The 15,461-nt window shown below is 46.5% G+C and carries 13 protein-coding genes and 2 pseudogenes; 13 read left to right on the top strand and 2 right to left on the bottom strand.

Annotated features, from left to right (window positions below; translation table 11 throughout):
* Positions 1-19 precede the first annotated feature (19 nt).
* Both BUB85_RS14385 and BUB85_RS14380 read left to right on the top strand, forming a co-directional pair.
* Positions 20-1,237: a homoserine dehydrogenase gene (locus tag BUB85_RS14385; RefSeq protein WP_073111729.1), complete on the top strand. Its 1,218-nt coding sequence runs from the start codon at positions 20-22 to the stop codon at positions 1,235-1,237.
* Between the two features lie 12 nt (positions 1,238-1,249).
* Positions 1,250-2,464 carry an aspartate kinase gene (locus BUB85_RS14380; RefSeq protein ID WP_073111727.1) on the top strand — a complete coding sequence of 405 codons (1,215 nt, stop codon included), beginning with the start codon at positions 1,250-1,252 and terminating at the stop codon, positions 2,462-2,464.
* Here the strand turns inward: BUB85_RS14380 and BUB85_RS14375 are convergent.
* Both BUB85_RS14375 and BUB85_RS22485 read right to left on the bottom strand, forming a co-directional pair.
* A complete protein-coding gene (locus BUB85_RS14375) occupies positions 2,447-2,821 on the bottom strand; it encodes a helix-turn-helix transcriptional regulator (protein ID WP_073111725.1) in 375 nt (124 codons plus the stop codon). The genes BUB85_RS14380 and BUB85_RS14375 overlap by 18 nt on opposite strands.
* A 216-nt stretch (positions 2,822-3,037) precedes the next feature.
* Positions 3,038-3,481 (bottom strand): CYTH domain-containing protein, encoded by a 444-nt coding sequence (locus BUB85_RS22485; protein WP_073111723.1) that lies wholly within the window; start codon positions 3,479-3,481, stop codon positions 3,038-3,040.
* Positions 3,482-3,805: 324 nt separating this feature from the next.
* On the opposite strand from BUB85_RS22485, the gene tig reads away from it, so the two are divergent.
* From tig to BUB85_RS22630, 11 genes and pseudogenes are all read left to right on the top strand, one after another.
* Complete coding sequence (gene tig / locus BUB85_RS14360; RefSeq protein ID WP_073111719.1) at positions 3,806-5,092, top strand: trigger factor; 1,287 nt, start codon at positions 3,806-3,808, stop codon at positions 5,090-5,092.
* A 14-nt stretch (positions 5,093-5,106) separates the two neighbouring features.
* Positions 5,107-5,688 (top strand): ATP-dependent Clp endopeptidase proteolytic subunit ClpP, encoded by a 582-nt coding sequence (gene clpP, locus BUB85_RS14355; RefSeq protein ID WP_073111717.1) that lies wholly within the window; start codon positions 5,107-5,109, stop codon positions 5,686-5,688.
* A gap of 48 nt (positions 5,689-5,736) precedes the next feature.
* The gene (clpX, locus tag BUB85_RS14350) at positions 5,737-7,011 is read left to right on the top strand and encodes an ATP-dependent Clp protease ATP-binding subunit ClpX (RefSeq protein ID WP_073111716.1); all 1,275 of its coding nucleotides are present in this window, start codon (positions 5,737-5,739) and stop codon (positions 7,009-7,011) included.
* A 109-nt stretch (positions 7,012-7,120) separates the two neighbouring features.
* Positions 7,121-9,442: an endopeptidase La gene (lon, locus tag BUB85_RS14345; RefSeq protein WP_073111714.1), complete on the top strand. Its 2,322-nt coding sequence runs from the start codon at positions 7,121-7,123 to the stop codon at positions 9,440-9,442.
* A 13-nt stretch (positions 9,443-9,455) separates the two neighbouring features.
* A complete protein-coding gene (gene yihA / locus BUB85_RS14340; protein ID WP_073111712.1) occupies positions 9,456-10,058 on the top strand; it encodes a ribosome biogenesis GTP-binding protein YihA/YsxC in 603 nt (200 codons plus the stop codon).
* 1 nt (position 10,059) lies between these two features.
* Entirely contained in the window at positions 10,060-11,181 is a 1,122-nt protein-coding gene (gene ytvI / locus BUB85_RS14335) for a sporulation integral membrane protein YtvI (RefSeq protein WP_073111710.1), read from the top strand.
* A 181-nt stretch (positions 11,182-11,362) separates the two neighbouring features.
* A complete protein-coding gene (locus tag BUB85_RS14330) occupies positions 11,363-12,943 on the top strand; it encodes a glucose-6-phosphate isomerase (RefSeq protein WP_073111708.1) in 1,581 nt (526 codons plus the stop codon).
* Between the two features lie 314 nt (positions 12,944-13,257).
* On the top strand, positions 13,258-13,431 hold the full coding sequence (locus BUB85_RS22480; RefSeq protein WP_334293106.1) for a flavodoxin: 174 nt from the start codon (positions 13,258-13,260) through the stop codon (positions 13,429-13,431).
* A pseudogene (locus tag BUB85_RS22075) lies at positions 13,412-14,020 on the top strand (MATE family efflux transporter); the annotation flags it as partial. The gene BUB85_RS22480 and the pseudogene BUB85_RS22075, both read left to right, overlap by 20 nt.
* A gap of 171 nt (positions 14,021-14,191) precedes the next feature.
* Entirely contained in the window at positions 14,192-14,836 is a 645-nt protein-coding gene (locus BUB85_RS22070; RefSeq protein WP_330392341.1) for an MATE family efflux transporter, read from the top strand.
* 219 nt (positions 14,837-15,055) lie between these two features.
* Positions 15,056-15,255 (top strand): annotated as a pseudogene (locus BUB85_RS22630) (flavodoxin).
* Positions 15,256-15,461: the final 206 nt, after the last annotated feature.

Raw genomic sequence — 15,461 nt, 5'->3', positions numbered from 1 at the left:
AAGATAAAGGAGTAAGAAGATGATAAATATAGCAGTGCTTGGCTACGGGACGGTTGGATCCGGAGTCGTGGAAGTAATCAATACAAACGGAGCCAGAATCAACCAGAGAATCGGCGATGAACTCAATGTCAAATACATTCTGGATCTGAGGGATTTCCCGGGGGATCCGATTCAGGAGAAGGTAGTACACGATTTTGAGACGATCGTAAACGACAAAGACATTCAGATCGTTGTGGAGGTTATGGGCGGCATCGAACCGGCCTACACATTTGTAAAACGTTCTCTGCAGGCAGGGAAAAGTGTGGCGACCTCGAACAAGGCGCTGGTTGCCAAGCATGGAGCAGAACTGTTATCCATCGCGAGAGAACAGAACATCAACTTCCTTTTTGAGGCGAGTGTGGGGGGCGGAATCCCGATTATCCGGCCGCTGAATTCCTCCATGACGGCAGACGAGATCGAAGAGATCACCGGTATCCTCAACGGCACCACAAATTACATGATGACAAAGATGTTCTATGAGGGAGCAGATTATGATGAGGTGCTGAAGGAGGCACAGGATAATGGATATGCAGAGCGCAATCCGGAAGCCGATGTGGAGGGCTATGATGCCTGCCGCAAAATTGCAATCCTCTCATCCCTGATCTCGGGGCAGCAGGTGGATTTTGAGGATATCTACACAGAGGGAATCACAAAGATCACCACGGAGGACATGATGTATGCCAAAGAGATGGGCATGACCATCAAACTACTGGCATCCAGCAAGCGTCACGGAGATCATCTGCACGCTATTGTTGCACCGTATCTTCTGAGCAAAGACCATCCGCTTTACAATGTCAACGGAGTGTTCAACGCAATCTTCGTACACGGCAACGTGTTGGGAGATGCGATGTTCTACGGAAGCGGAGCGGGAAAACTTCCGACCGCCAGTGCCGTTGTGGCTGATGTGGTGGACGAGGCGAAGCATCTGCATCGCAATATCATGACAATGTGGAAGAGCGATAAGCTGGAGCTCCTTCCAATCAAAGATACGGAAAAACGCTATTTTGTTCGGATTGGAGGAAACCCGGAGGCGCTCAGGGCACATCTGGAAAGTGAGTTTGGACCGGTAAAGATCGTGACGGTAGAAGGACTGGAGGACGAGTTCGGATTCACGACGGAGATAATGACAGAACGTGCTTATGAGAAGAATGCAGAGGAATTTCCGGGCATCAAACACATGATTCGAATTGAGGAATAGAGGTAGAGGATTATGCTGATTGTAAAAAAATTCGGAGGCAGCTCCGTTGCAGATAAGGAGCGTATATTCAACGTTGCCAATCGCTGCGTGGAAGAATACAAAAAAGGAAATGAGGTCATCGTGGTACTCTCTGCCATGGGAGATACGACGGATGATCTGATCGCCAAGGCAAAAGAAATCAACCCGGAGGCGACCAAAAGAGAACTGGATATGCTGCTGACAACGGGGGAGCAGATATCTGTTTCACTGATGGCGATGGCACTGAACGCGCTGGGAGTTCCCGCGGTTTCACTGAATGCATTTCAAGTGCAGATGCATTCCACATCGCGCTATGGCAATGCACGATTCAAGCGGATTGATTCCGAGCGCATTCAGCATGAGCTGGACGCAAAAAAAATTGTGGTGGTAACCGGATTTCAGGGTGTCAACAAGTATGAGGATTATACAACGCTGGGGCGCGGCGGGTCGGACACGACAGCAGTTGCGATCGCCGCAGCACTCCATGCAGATTCCTGTGAAATCTATACGGATGTAGAGGGCGTGTATACGGCAGATCCGAGAGTGGTGCCAAACGCAAGAAAAATCCAGGAGATCAGCTACGATGAGATGCTGGAGCTGGCTTCACTCGGAGCGCGGGTTCTTCATAATCGTTCTGTGGAGATGGCAAAAAAATACGGGGTACAACTGATTGTGCGTTCCAGCCTGAATCGGGAAGAGGGAACGTTAGTCAAGGAGGTAGTGAAAATGGAAAAATTGCTTGTGAGCGGAGTGGCTGCAGACAGGAATACAGCAAGAATATCGGCAATCGGAGTGGAAGACAGACCGGGTGTCGCATTCAGAATCTTTAATACGCTGGCGAAGAATAACATCAATGTGGATATTATCCTGCAGTCAGTCGGAAGAGACGGAACAAAAGATATTTCATTTACGGTTGCGGAGGATGATGTGAAAGAAGCAATCGCTGTTCTGGAAAAAAATAAAGATGCGCTGACCATCAGGGAGATCAAACATAAAGACGATGTGGCAAAGCTCTCTGTAGTAGGAGCCGGAATGATGAGTAATCCGGGAGTTGCGGCAAAGATGTTCGAGGCACTGTTCAACGCCGGGGTCAATATTAATATGATATCTACTTCGGAAATCCGAATCACGGTACTGGTGGATGAAATTGATATGGATCGCGCAATGGTAGCCGTGCACGATGGATTTGGCTTAGGCGAGGGGCTTTAGGAAACCGGAGACCAGAGCGCGCTGTTCATCGGAGGAGGCGCGGTAATTTGTGAGAAGTTCGGTTTCGTCGGCGGTTAGATAGAGCGTGTCAGCGGACACGATATCCATGGCGAGACGATACGGAACAGTTCCTTCCGCAATACGGCGGCCAACGGGCTGTGTGACCAGTTCGTCCAGTGAAATGTGGTAAAGCTGGGCGAGGGTCATCAGTGTGTCGAGATCTGGTGTGCGCTTGCCGGTTTCGTAGTTGGAGTAGGCCTGCCTGGAAATGCTGAGTATCTCGCCGAGTTCATCCTGCGTCATATGATTCAGTTTCCGCAGTGTAAGCAGATTCTTAGACAATTGTAAATTAGACATTGCGCACCTCCATTCATGAGAAAATAATATCCGGCTATAAGCGGAATCTGAAAACCGCTATTCCGTGAAATTAGGGATATTATATCAATTTTCCTCATAAATAGATAATTATGCAACGAATCGAAACTAAAACAAGAAAAGCAACATTTTGTTGCTTTTCTTGTTTTATATCTAACGGATTGTTTTAGGGCAGCACTTCCTTTGTCAGGTTTCGCGCTATGCTCTGCTGAGCGTGCTGTTATGGTATCTGCTGGAAAAGGTGACATCCTCCCCGAACCATGCGGGCGGGAGGAATGCGTTGGCAGTGTCCTCGTCAGGGAACTCGACCTCGGCCAGAAGAAGCGGGGCGAGATCGCCGAGAAACACATCAAATTCGATTTTCAGACCATTTTCCATGGGGATGACATAGCGGTCCTTGGTGATGAGCCTTCCGTCAATCTTCGTGCGGAGATGCAGGTAAGATTCCTTGGTGAGCGGAAGATTGTACTCTTCGCGGACCATGAGCCCCCTGGATTTGTAGGTCAACTCGAAGTTATCGTTATCCTGCCGGATGCGGACCACAGGCTCCGTGGAGAGATAACCCTGCTCAATATGGCGGCAGAGGTAGGGGGTGAGGTCAAAGGGGATTTCATTTACCAGATATTTGCGTTCGATTTCCATATGATATACCTTTCTGTTCGTGTGAATCAGTCTGAAAAAGTGTTGTCCGCCGGCAAACCGGCAGTAGCTGCTGAAAATATAGTATCACCGGAAAATAACAATATCAAGGATAGGGAGCAAAAACACGGGGAAAAGCTGAGGTGGAAAGTCTTAAAAATCTCTAAAATCCTAGTGTTTTGGGGTAAAAAGGGGTGGATATTTCACGGCCTTTGTGTTATACTCATACAATGACTGTAAATGTGGATGGTTCCGCATATGACTGTTCACAAACCGAAAAATACACAGGTATTTGGGGGTTAACATAATCAAGGAGGATTTAATCAAATGAGTTTACAAGTAGAAAAAATGGAACATAACATGGCAAAACTTACCATCGAGGTTCCTGCAGAGGATGTAGAGAAAGCACTTCAGGCAGCATATTTAAAAGAGCGCGGAAAAATCAGCGTTGCGGGATTCCGCAAGGGCAAAGTACCACGCCAGATGATCGAGAAGATGTACGGACCAGAAGTATTTTATGATGAAGCGGCGAATGCAATGATTCCGGAAGCATACGGCAAGGCATATGATGAGTGCGAACTGGCAATCACATCACAGCCGAAGATCGATGTTGTACAGCTTGAAAAAGGAAAAGAATTTATCTTCACTGCTGAAGTTGCAACAAAACCGGAAGTTACACTCGGTGAATATAAAGGGTTAAAAGTTGATAAAATGGATACAGAAGTAACTGCAGAGGATATCGATGCAGAGATCAATAAAGAACTTGAGAAGAATGCAAGAACCATCGAAGTGACAGACAGAGCCGTTGCTGACAAGGATGAAGTGACTCTTGACTTCGAAGGATTTGTTGACGGCGTTCCGTTCGACGGCGGCAAGGGCGAGAATTACCCACTGACCATCGGTTCCGGCTCTTTTATTCCAGGATTCGAGGAGCAGCTCGTTGGTGCTGAGATCGACAAAGAGATGGAAGTGAATGTTACATTCCCGGAGGAGTATCAGGCTGAAGAACTTGCAGGAAAAGCTGCAGTATTCAAATGTACAGTACACAGCATCAAAGGAAAAGAACTTCCGGAGTTAGATGACGAGTTCGCATCTGAAGTATCTGAGTTCGATACCTTAGACGATTATAAAGCAGACGTTGCGAAGAAGCTTGCTGAGAGCAAAGAGAAACAGGCAAAGGCAAAGAAGGAAGATCAGGCTGTAGACAAAGCGGTTGAGAATGCACAGATGGACGTTCCGGCTCCGATGATCGACACAGAGACAAGACAGATGGCTGATAATTTTGCACAGAGAATGCAGCAGCAGGGGCTGACGATGGAACAGTACTTCCAGTTCACAGGTCTGACAGCAGAGAAGATGATGGAAGAGCTGAAGCCACAGGCAGTAAAGCGCATCCAGACAAGACTTGTTCTCGAAGCAGTTGCGAAGGCTGAGAACATCGAAGTTTCTGATGAGAGAATTGATGAAGAATTACAGAAGATGGCAGACGGCTATCAGATGGAAGTTGATAAATTAAAAGAGTTCATGGGAGACAGTGAGAAAGATCAGATGAAAGAAGACATTGCGGTTCAGGATGCAGTGACACTGATTACAGATGCCGCTATCGAAGAGTAGAGGAGGAATGACGCATGAGTTTAGTACCTTATGTCATTGAACAAACCAGTCGTGGAGAGCGCTCTTACGATATTTATTCAAGATTATTAAAAGAAAGAATTATATTTTTGGGAGAAGAAGTGACAGACGTGTCAGCAAGCCTGATCGTTTCACAGTTACTTTTCCTGGAGGCAGAGGATCCGGACAAAGATATTCACCTTTATATCAACAGCCCGGGGGGATCTGTCACAGCAGGTATGGCAATCTATGATACCATGCAGTACATCAAGTGTGACGTGTCGACCATCTGTATGGGAATGGCGGCAAGCATGGGAGCATTTTTACTTGCAGGCGGTGCAAAGGGCAAGCGTTTTGCACTTCCGAACGCAGAGATTATGATTCATCAGCCTTCCGGCGGAGCACAGGGACAGGCGACAGAGATTCAGATCGTCGCAGAGCAGATCCTTCGTATTCGTCAGAAATTGAATGAAATTTTAGCTGCGAATACAGGACAGGATTTAGAAGTGGTGAAGGTGGATACAGAGCGTGACAACTATATGACAGCCGATGAGGCAAAGGCGTATGGTCTGATCGACGAGGTTATCGCCAGTCACTAAGTATAGAAGCAGTTCCCGTCAAACAGATGGGATAAGAGGTGTAGAAGTATGGCAGGTAGAGGAATTACAGATGATTTGATCAGGTGTTCTTTTTGTAATAAGACCCAGGCACAGGTCAGAAAGCTGATTGCCGGACCGAACGGTGCATATATCTGCGACGAGTGTGTGGATGTGTGTGCGGAGATCATCGAGGAGGAATTTGAGTTTGAGGAACCCGCTGCATTTGAGGATATCAATCTTCTGAAGCCGGAGGAAATCAAAGCATTTCTGGATGATTATGTAATCGGCCAGGACGAGGCGAAAAAAGTTCTTTCGGTAGCGGTGTACAACCATTACAAGAGAATTATGGCCGAGAAGGATCTGGGGGTAGATCTGCAGAAGAGCAACATTTTGATGCTCGGTCCTACCGGATGCGGCAAGACCTTGCTGGCACAGACGCTGGCCAGAGTGCTGAACGTTCCGTTTGCAATTGCAGACGCGACGGCACTCACGGAGGCCGGATATGTCGGTGAGGATGTGGAGAATATTCTTCTGAAGATTATTCAGGCTGCGGACGGAGACATTGAGCGTGCGGAACATGGAATCATCTATATTGACGAAATCGATAAAATCACAAGAAAATCAGAAAATCCATCCATCACCAGAGACGTTTCCGGTGAAGGTGTACAGCAGGCACTCTTGAAGATCATCGAAGGTACGGTTGCATCTGTTCCTCCTCAGGGAGGAAGAAAGCACCCGCATCAGGAGCTGATTCAGATAGACACAACCAACATCCTGTTCATCTGCGGTGGAGCTTTTGAGGGGATTGACAAGATTATTGAGACTCGTATGGATAAAAAATCGATAGGATTCAATGCGGAGATTGCGGCGAAGCATGAACAGGATACCGGTGCATTATTGCATGCGATTCTGCCACAGGATCTGGTGAAGTTCGGATTGATTCCGGAGATGGTTGGCCGTGTACCGGTGACAGTCTCGCTGGATACTCTGGATAAAGAGGCGCTGATGCGCATCCTGACAGAGCCGAAGAGTGCAATTGTAAAACAGTACCAGAAGCTGCTGGAGCTTGATGGAGTTGATCTTCAGTTCGATTCGGGGGCACTCGAGGCAATCGCAGAGACGTCACTTGCGAGAAAGACCGGAGCCAGAGGGCTGCGGGCGATTATGGAGAATATCATGATGGATACGATGTATACAGTTCCGTCGGATGATACGATAAAAGGCTGTCGGATCACGAAGGCAGTAGTAGAAGGAACGGGTTCGCCACTGTATGAATGCGATGGAGAAGAACGAAAGGGACTTCTGGATTCGGAAAGTGCATAAAATTACGAGGCGGGTGCAATGGAGATAAACCATGTACCCGCTTTGTTGTACTGACAATGAGTCGAGTGAAATTTTGTTCAATTGTACGGACAGTTAGTAGGAGGAACATATGAAAACAGAGTATAAGAGTCTGCCGGCGGTTGCGCTCCGCGGATTGACGATCATTCCGGGCATGGTGGTACATTTTGATGTGAGCCGGGAAAAATCAATTGCTGCAGTGCAGGAGGCAATGGTGGAAGACCAGAAGATATTCATGGTCACACAGAGAGAGATTGACACAGAGGATCCACAGAAGGGGGATCTTTACGAAGTGGGAACGGTAGGAACGATCAAACAGATTATCAAACTGCCGAAGCACATCGTGCGTGTACTGGTATCAGGAGAGGCGCGGGGTGTGCTTCGGGAGATCGAAACAGAATCCCCTTATATGAGAGTTGGAGTTGATGTCATGGATGACGCTGATCTGGAGGTGCCGGATGACCTGAATACGCAGGCCATGGTGCGGGGCTTAAAAGAGATGTTTGTGGAGTATGCGTCAAAGAATGTGAAGATGTCAAAAGAGGCGGTTGCGAGAATACTTGAGATCAGTGATCTTGTGAAGCTGGTCAATGAAATTGCAGCGAACACACCGTTTTTTTACGAGGAGCTGCAGGACATTCTGAATGAGACCGATTTCTGGAAACGTTACGAACTGCTGGCGTTCAAGCTCGTCAATGAAGTACAGATTATGGATATCAAAGAAGAAATCCAGGAAAAAGTAAAAGAGCGTGTGGATAAACATCAGCGGGAGTATATCCTGAGAGAACAGCTGAAGCTTATTCGTGAGGAACTTGGGGACGACACGACGATGACCGATGCCGAAGAGTTTGCAGCAGCAGCTGAAAAAATGAAAGCGCCGAAAGAAGTAAAGGAAAAAGTTTCAAAAGAAATTAATCGATTCAAAAGCGCAATGAATTCTCCGGCAGAAAACGGTGTGACACGAACTTACATCGAGACGCTTCTGGAGATGCCGTGGAACAAAACATGTAAGGAACACGGTGATATTGCATTTGCAAAGCAGGTGCTGGAGGAAGATCATTACGGGCTGGAGCAGGTGAAGGAGCGCGTGCTGGAATTTCTTGCAGTGCGCACGCTGACCAAAAAGGGAGAGAGTCCAATCCTCTGTCTGGTGGGACCGCCGGGAACAGGAAAAACATCGATTGCAAAATCTCTGGCAAGGGCATTGAAAAAGCCATATGTGAGGATTTCGCTCGGAGGTGTTCGCGACGAGGCAGAGATCCGCGGCCACAGGAAGACTTATATCGGTGCCATGCCTGGAAGGATTGCAAACGGAATCAAGATGGCGGGGGTGAAAAATCCGCTGATGCTTCTGGATGAAATTGACAAAGTGAGCACAGATTACAAAGGGGATACGTTCTCGGCGCTGTTGGAGGTTCTTGACAGCGAGCAGAACAACAAGTTCAGAGATCATTATCTGGAGGTTCCACTGGATCTGTCCGAGGTTTTATTCATTACGACAGCCAATACCCTTCAGACGATACCGAGACCGCTGCTTGACCGTATGGAAGTGATAGAGGTAAGCAGTTACACGGAGAATGAGAAGATGCACATCGCACTGGAGCATCTGATTCCAAAACAGCTGGAAAAGCATGGTCTGACAACACAACAGCTGACGATCAGTAAAAATGCGCTGTGGAAGATGGCAAGAAATTATACACGCGAGGCCGGTGTCAGACAATTGGAGCGAAAGATCGGTGATATCTGCAGGAAAGCCGCCAGAGAGATACTGGAAGAAAACAAGAAGAAAGTGGCGATTACAGAAGCAAATCTGGAGAAATATCTCGGCAAAGAGAAATATACCTTCCAGATGGCCAATGCGTCGGATGAAGTGGGAATCGTGCGCGGTCTTGCATGGACCAGCGTGGGCGGAGATACCCTTCAGATCGAAGTAAATGTGATGCCGGGCAAGGGAGAAATCCTGTTGACCGGACAGTTGGGCGATGTGATGAAGGAATCGGCACAGACCGGAATCAGCTATATTCGTTCTGTGAGTGCTCAGTATGAGATTGCAGAAGATTTCTTTGAAAAACATGACATCCATGTACATATTCCGGAGGGGGCAGTGCCAAAGGACGGACCGTCCGCCGGCATTACCATGGCAACGGCTATGCTCTCTGCTATTACCGGGAAAAAGGCGCGCGCGGATCTTGCCATGACCGGTGAGGTGACGCTGCGCGGCAGAGTACTTCCAATTGGAGGATTGAAAGAAAAGCTGCTGGCGGCAAAGAATGCCGGAATCAAGACGGTTCTGATCCCGAAGGAAAATGTTCGGGATGTGGAGGAGCTGGCGTCAGAGATCACAAAGGGTCTGGAGATTATACCGGTGGAGCACATGAACGAGGTTCTGAAAAACGCACTTACGGAAAAGTAAGGTTAGGAGAAAAATGGTAATTAAAAATCTGGAATTGGAGACTGTCTGCGGAATTACAAGTAAGCTCCCGGACAATGAACTGCCCGAGATCGCTTTTGCAGGCAAATCGAATGTAGGAAAATCATCGCTGATCAATGCACTGATGAATCGGAAGTCATTTGCAAGGACGTCGGCTACGCCGGGAAAGACACAGACAATCAATTTCTACAATATTAACAAAGAGTTATATCTGGTGGATCTTCCGGGATACGGATATGCAAAAGTATCACCGAAGGAGAAGGAGCAGTGGGGAAAGCTGATTGAGCGCTATCTTCATGGATCGAAACAGCTTCGCGCCGTGTTTCTTCTGATTGATATGAGACATGCACCCTCGGCGAATGACAAGATGATGTACGACTGGGTGGTGTCACAGGGGTATAATCCCATTATTATCGCGACGAAGCTGGACAAATTAAAGCGGAGTCAGATTCAGAAGAATGTGAAGATCGTAAAAGACGGACTGGGTCTGATTCCGGGGACGAAAGTAATCCCATTCTCCGCGGTGACGAAGCAGGGACGTGATGAGATATGGAAACTGGTGGAAGAGAATCTGCTGGGAGAGATGGAAGGCGAGTAGCATGGAGAATAAAAGACCGTATTGGCAGGTTGCAGTCAGCCTGATGTTCAGTCTGCTGGCGACCGCAGCATTTCTGTTTATCAGTTGGAAGCTTTTGATCCTGCTGATGCCGTTTGCAATCGGATGGATTCTTGCAATGATCGCATCGCCGCTGGTTGAGTGGCTGGAGCGGCATTTTAAAATTGTAAAAAAACTGGGCTCAGCACTGGTAGTGATCCTGGTGCTGGGGCTGATTGTGGTGATGCTATATTTCGCAATCAGCCGGATTGCCAGTGAGATGGTCAGTCTGGTGCGAAATTCTTCGGAGCTGTATCAGCAGCTGGAAATCGGACTTCGCCAGATTGGCGACAGTATGAACGGAATCTTTTCAAAACTTCCGGGAGGACTGCAGGCGCGCTGGGGAAGTCTGTTGGACAGCCTGGATCAGTATGCCGGAACAGTTCTGAATAAGATCAGTGATCCTACCGTTACAGCGGTGGGAAACATGGCGAAGAGTGTGCCGTCTTTTCTGATTTCGTGCATCGTATCCATCATGTCGGCGTATTTGTTTATTGTACAGAGGGATCAGGTGATTGCCTGGTTTAAACGGATGGCACCACCATCCGTAGCCAAGAGAATGGGACTGGTATTCGATAACCTGAGATATGCGGTAGGCGGCTATTTTAAAGCACAGTTCAAAATTATGGCAATTGTGTTCGTGATTTTGATTGCCGGATTCTCCATGATGGGCGTGCGTTATGCAGTATTGCTGGGCCTGCTGATTGCGTTTCTGGATTTCCTTCCGTTTTTTGGAACCGGAACTGCAATGATACCGTGGGCCCTTTACAAACTGCTGATTGGAAACTATAAGATGGCGATCATACTGATTATAATCTATGTGATCACCCAGGCGGTACATCAACTGCTGCAGCCGAAGCTGATCAGTGACAGTGTCGGAATCAACCCGCTGGTCACATTGGTTCTGCTCTATGTGGGCTACAAAATCAGCAGTGTGCTGGGGATGATTCTGGCAGTTCCGATCGGTATGGTTTTGATCAACATGGTGCAGGCGGGAGCATTTGACTATATTCTGGACGATGTCAATATTCTGGTGGAAGGAATCCTTGGACTGCGGGAAGAGTGATCCGGTCTGCCGGGGAGCAGAGTATAACGGAAATTGCAAAGGCTTTTATAAAGTGGCGAAATGCAGGAAGAGATGAATTTGCAGAAACTTGAGCAGGTGAGAATTGAAAAATTCAGGCAGCTTTAGTATACTGAATATGGTTACTTATGTTATGGAATAACAATAAAAGGAGTATACGCAAATGGAATGGAAAAATTTTGACTTATTGGAATCTTACAAGAAATTAGAAAATATTTCACCGGTAGAGATAAAAGAGCTCATGGCTGGCGAAAATGGTGCAAAACGTGTCAGGGAATATCAGCTGCCTATGGGGGCTGGCCAGTTATATAGTTATGCGGCTGAACCTGTAGATGATACGATACTGGACGTGCTGCAGGGCCTTGCAGATGAGGCAGAACTGATCGAGAAGTATGAGCAGGTATATAACGGTGCTGTGGTCAATACAGGTGAGAACAGAAGAGTACTGCATCAGCTCACACGCGGACAGTTAGGTGAAGATGTAATTGCAGACGGTGTGAATAAGAGAGAATTTTATGTGTCACAGCAGAAAAAAGCTGCAGAATTCGCAGAAAAAGTTCACGCAGGGGAAATCGTAAACGAGGCTGGGGAGAAATTCACCACAGCGGTACAGATCGGTATTGGCGGAAGTGATCTCGGTCCGCGCGCATTGTACATGAGCTTGGAAAACTGGGCAAAAGTGAACAACACCCTGAAAATGGAAGCAAAATTTATCAGTAACGTGGATCCGGATGATGGTTCGGCTGTGCTGGCTTCGATCGACCTTTCACGTGCGATCTTTGTACTGGTATCTAAGTCTGGAACTACATTGGAGACTCTGACGAACGAGTCATTTGTAAAAGAAGCCCTTATAAAGGCAGGACTGAATCCGGCGAAACACATGGTTGCGGTTACAAGTGAGACATCACCGCTGGCCGGAAATCCGGATTATCTGGACTCCTTCTATATGGATGATTATATCGGCGGAAGATATTCTTCTACTTCATCGGTAGGCGGGGTAATTCTTTCCCTTACCTTCGGTCCGGAAATATTTGCCCGTATTTTAAATGGTGCGGCAGAGGAAGACATTCTGGCGAAGAACAAAGACATCAGACAGAATCCGGCGATGCTGGATGCCATGATCGGCGTATATGAGCGGAATTTCCTTGGATACAGCAATACAGCGGTTCTTCCGTATTCTCAGGCAATGATTCGTTTCCCGGCACATTTACAGCAGCTGGATATGGAATCTAATGGCAAGAGCGTGAACCGTTTTGGCGAACCTGTTTCTTACCAGACAGGCCCGATCATCTTTGGAGAGCCGGGAACAAACGGACAGCATTCTTTCTATCAGTTATTACATCAGGGTACGGATATCGTTCCACTGCAGTTCGTCGGCTTTAAGAAGAATCAGATGGACAATGATATCGTGATCCAGGACAGCACCAGCCAGCAGAAGCTGAACGCAAATGTGGCTGCACAGATTATGGCCTTTGCCTGTGGAAAAGAGGATGAGAACCGCAATAAATACTTTGCAGGCGGCAGACCATCCAGCATTATCGTAGGCGAACAGCTGATACCAGAAGCACTGGGTGCAATCCTTGCGCATTTCGAGAATAAGGTCATGTTCCAGGGATTTGTATGGAATGTGAACAGTTTCGATCAGGAAGGGGTACAGCTTGGAAAGTTACTTGCCAAGAAAGTACTTGCAAAAGAAACAGATGGTGCACTTACTGCATACAGCGAACTTTTGGGGATCTTTTAAAAGGAGAACAATTAACATTTTCCTTCCAAATCCTCAAATGTGTCAAAGCGTTTTGACTAAAGGATAATCTGAGAAAGGGCACTCTTTGAGTGCCCTTTCTGGGATCAATCAAAGATTACATATAGACCACTCATGCCCCACTTACAGCAACAAGTGTATTGGCATGGAAACGTGGACAGCCATTTAGCTTGGCAACCGAAAAATTTATTAAACACATGCAATGCTTTTTAGGCATTGGTGAATCATAAAAATTAAGTATTTGATATGAAGCGAGTAAAAAAATATAATGTGGGTGTAGAGACAAAGCAATTGTTTTGATCTCTGCACCTGCTTTTTTATGTAACCACAGTGCGGAGCATATCGCAAATGGACTGAATGCAGATATTTATGAGATTGTTCCCGAAGATCCTTACACGGACGCAGACCTTGATTACAACGATAACAACAGCTGTACTACCGTTGAAATGAATGATCCGGATGCTCGTTAAGGGAAACTTACATCGAAAAAAGAAAGGAGATGCAGCAAAAAGTCAGTTAATAAAAAAGTCTGCAAGGAAGGAGACAGATGTGTTTACAAATGCGCAATTAAGGAAAATGATTTTGCCACTGTTTTTTGAGCAGATGTTGGTGCTGATGGTCGGACTTGCGGATACACTTGTAGTTAGCTATGTAGGAGAATCAGCGGTATCCGGGGTATCGCTTGTTAATCAGTTTAACACCATTTTTATTTATTTGTTCACAGCCTTGGCTTCAGGAGGAGCTGTTGTAATCAGTCAGTATATCGGCAGAAAGGCGAATGCTGCTGCAGGCGAAGCGGCCAGTCAGCTTATGTTATTTTCTGCAATTTTCTCCACTCTGATTGCAGTGCTGGTTCTGATTGGAAACGAGGTAATACTCCGTTTGATGTTCGGCAAAGTGGAAGATTCTGTGATGTAGGCCTGTATTACATACCTTAGAATTTCTGCGTATTCGTATCCGGCATTGGCGGTTTATAATTCTGGTGCTGCCCTTTTTCGCAGCATGGGAAAAACCAGCGTAACTATGTATCTGTCAATAGCGTCCAATACCATCAATATCATTGGAAACCTTATTGGTGTATTTGTATTACATGAAGGTGTTGCAGGTGTAGCGTATCCTTCTCTATTGGCCCGGACATTTTCAGCCGTGGTGATTACAGTCCTCTGTTTCCAGAAGAAAAATGAAGTCTTCTATCGCTATAAGTGGATTTTTCAGTGGGACAAGGATCTCATGAAACAGATTTTAAAAATAGCCATTCCAAATGGAATGGAAAATGGTGTTTTCCAGCTGGTAAAAGTGGCACTAAGCGGTATTGTTGCATTATTTGGGACATACCAGATTGCTGCAAATGGCGTTGCACAAACTATTTGGTCACTGGCTGCTTTAGCTGGGATCGCTATGGGCCCAGTGTTCGTTACAGTCATTGGACAGTGCATGGGAAATGGAGATATAAAGGCCGCAGATGATTATTTTAAGAAATTGACAAGGATCACGCTTTTGCTTTCGTCAGCATGGAATCTGTTGATTTTTGTTCTAACGCCGCTATTCATGCGTTTCTATGCTTTGGAGCCGGAAACGAAGCAGCTTGTGATCCAGCTTGTCCTGATTCATAACTTGTTCAATGCCGCTGCGTATTCATTTTCAGGTGCATTCAGTAATGGGCTGCGAGCAGCGGGCGATGTGAAATTTACCATGTATGTTTCTGTGATATCCACAATAGCGGTGCGCCTGCTGTTGTCATGGCTTTTGGGAGTTATCTTACAAATGGGCGTGATTGGGATTGCCATTGCAATGGTTTGCGATTGGGTTGTTCGAGCGGCTATTTTGATTTGGCGGCAGAAATCCGGAAAGTGGAAAACATTTCGGGTGATATAAATTAGTTTTTCATTGCAAATTTAATAGTATATCTCAGTGAAAGAATGACTCCCACCGCTAGTAGGTGGTGAGTAACAAACTGGTCTCAGTGGTGGGTGTCAATCTCCCACTGAGATATAGCCTTCGGCGGATTGCAGAGCGGCTTAGATGCATTATGTCAGCAGAGCTGACAGCCGCTTGCAGCAATTATGCTGGAGCATAATTGAATTTTAGGGAGGTATGATTATGAACAGAAAAATTTTAGTAGCATATTTTTCGACAAGCGGTGTGACTGCAAAGGCGACAAAGAAGCTGGCGGAGGCAGCAGTATGGAAATGAATAATCCCGTATTTCGTCCCGCGATGGCAGGGACGGTGGACGGTATGGATCAGTACGATGTGATATTTGTCGGCTTTCCTAAAATGGAGTATGCTGTTTAGAGAAATTTAAACAGCTTTTTTGTTGGAGATAATGGTGTTATAATATATTTAATGTTTGTAACTGTTCAGAACTCCATTAGTTAAAGATGATATCGGAATTCCCTAAAAGGGCTTCTCTGATTGCTGTAAAAGCATTTATTCCATGCTTATGAGCAGTCCCAATATAGCTCATGATTGTAAGATATTCCTGTGCGCCTTCCTCACTG

The organism is Hespellia stercorisuis DSM 15480 (genome assembly GCF_900142165.1).
Lineage (GTDB): Bacteria > Bacillota > Clostridia > Lachnospirales > Lachnospiraceae > Hespellia > Hespellia stercorisuis.
The sequence above is the reverse complement of the archived record's forward strand: the minus strand, read 5'-3'. Positions and strand labels throughout refer to the sequence as shown.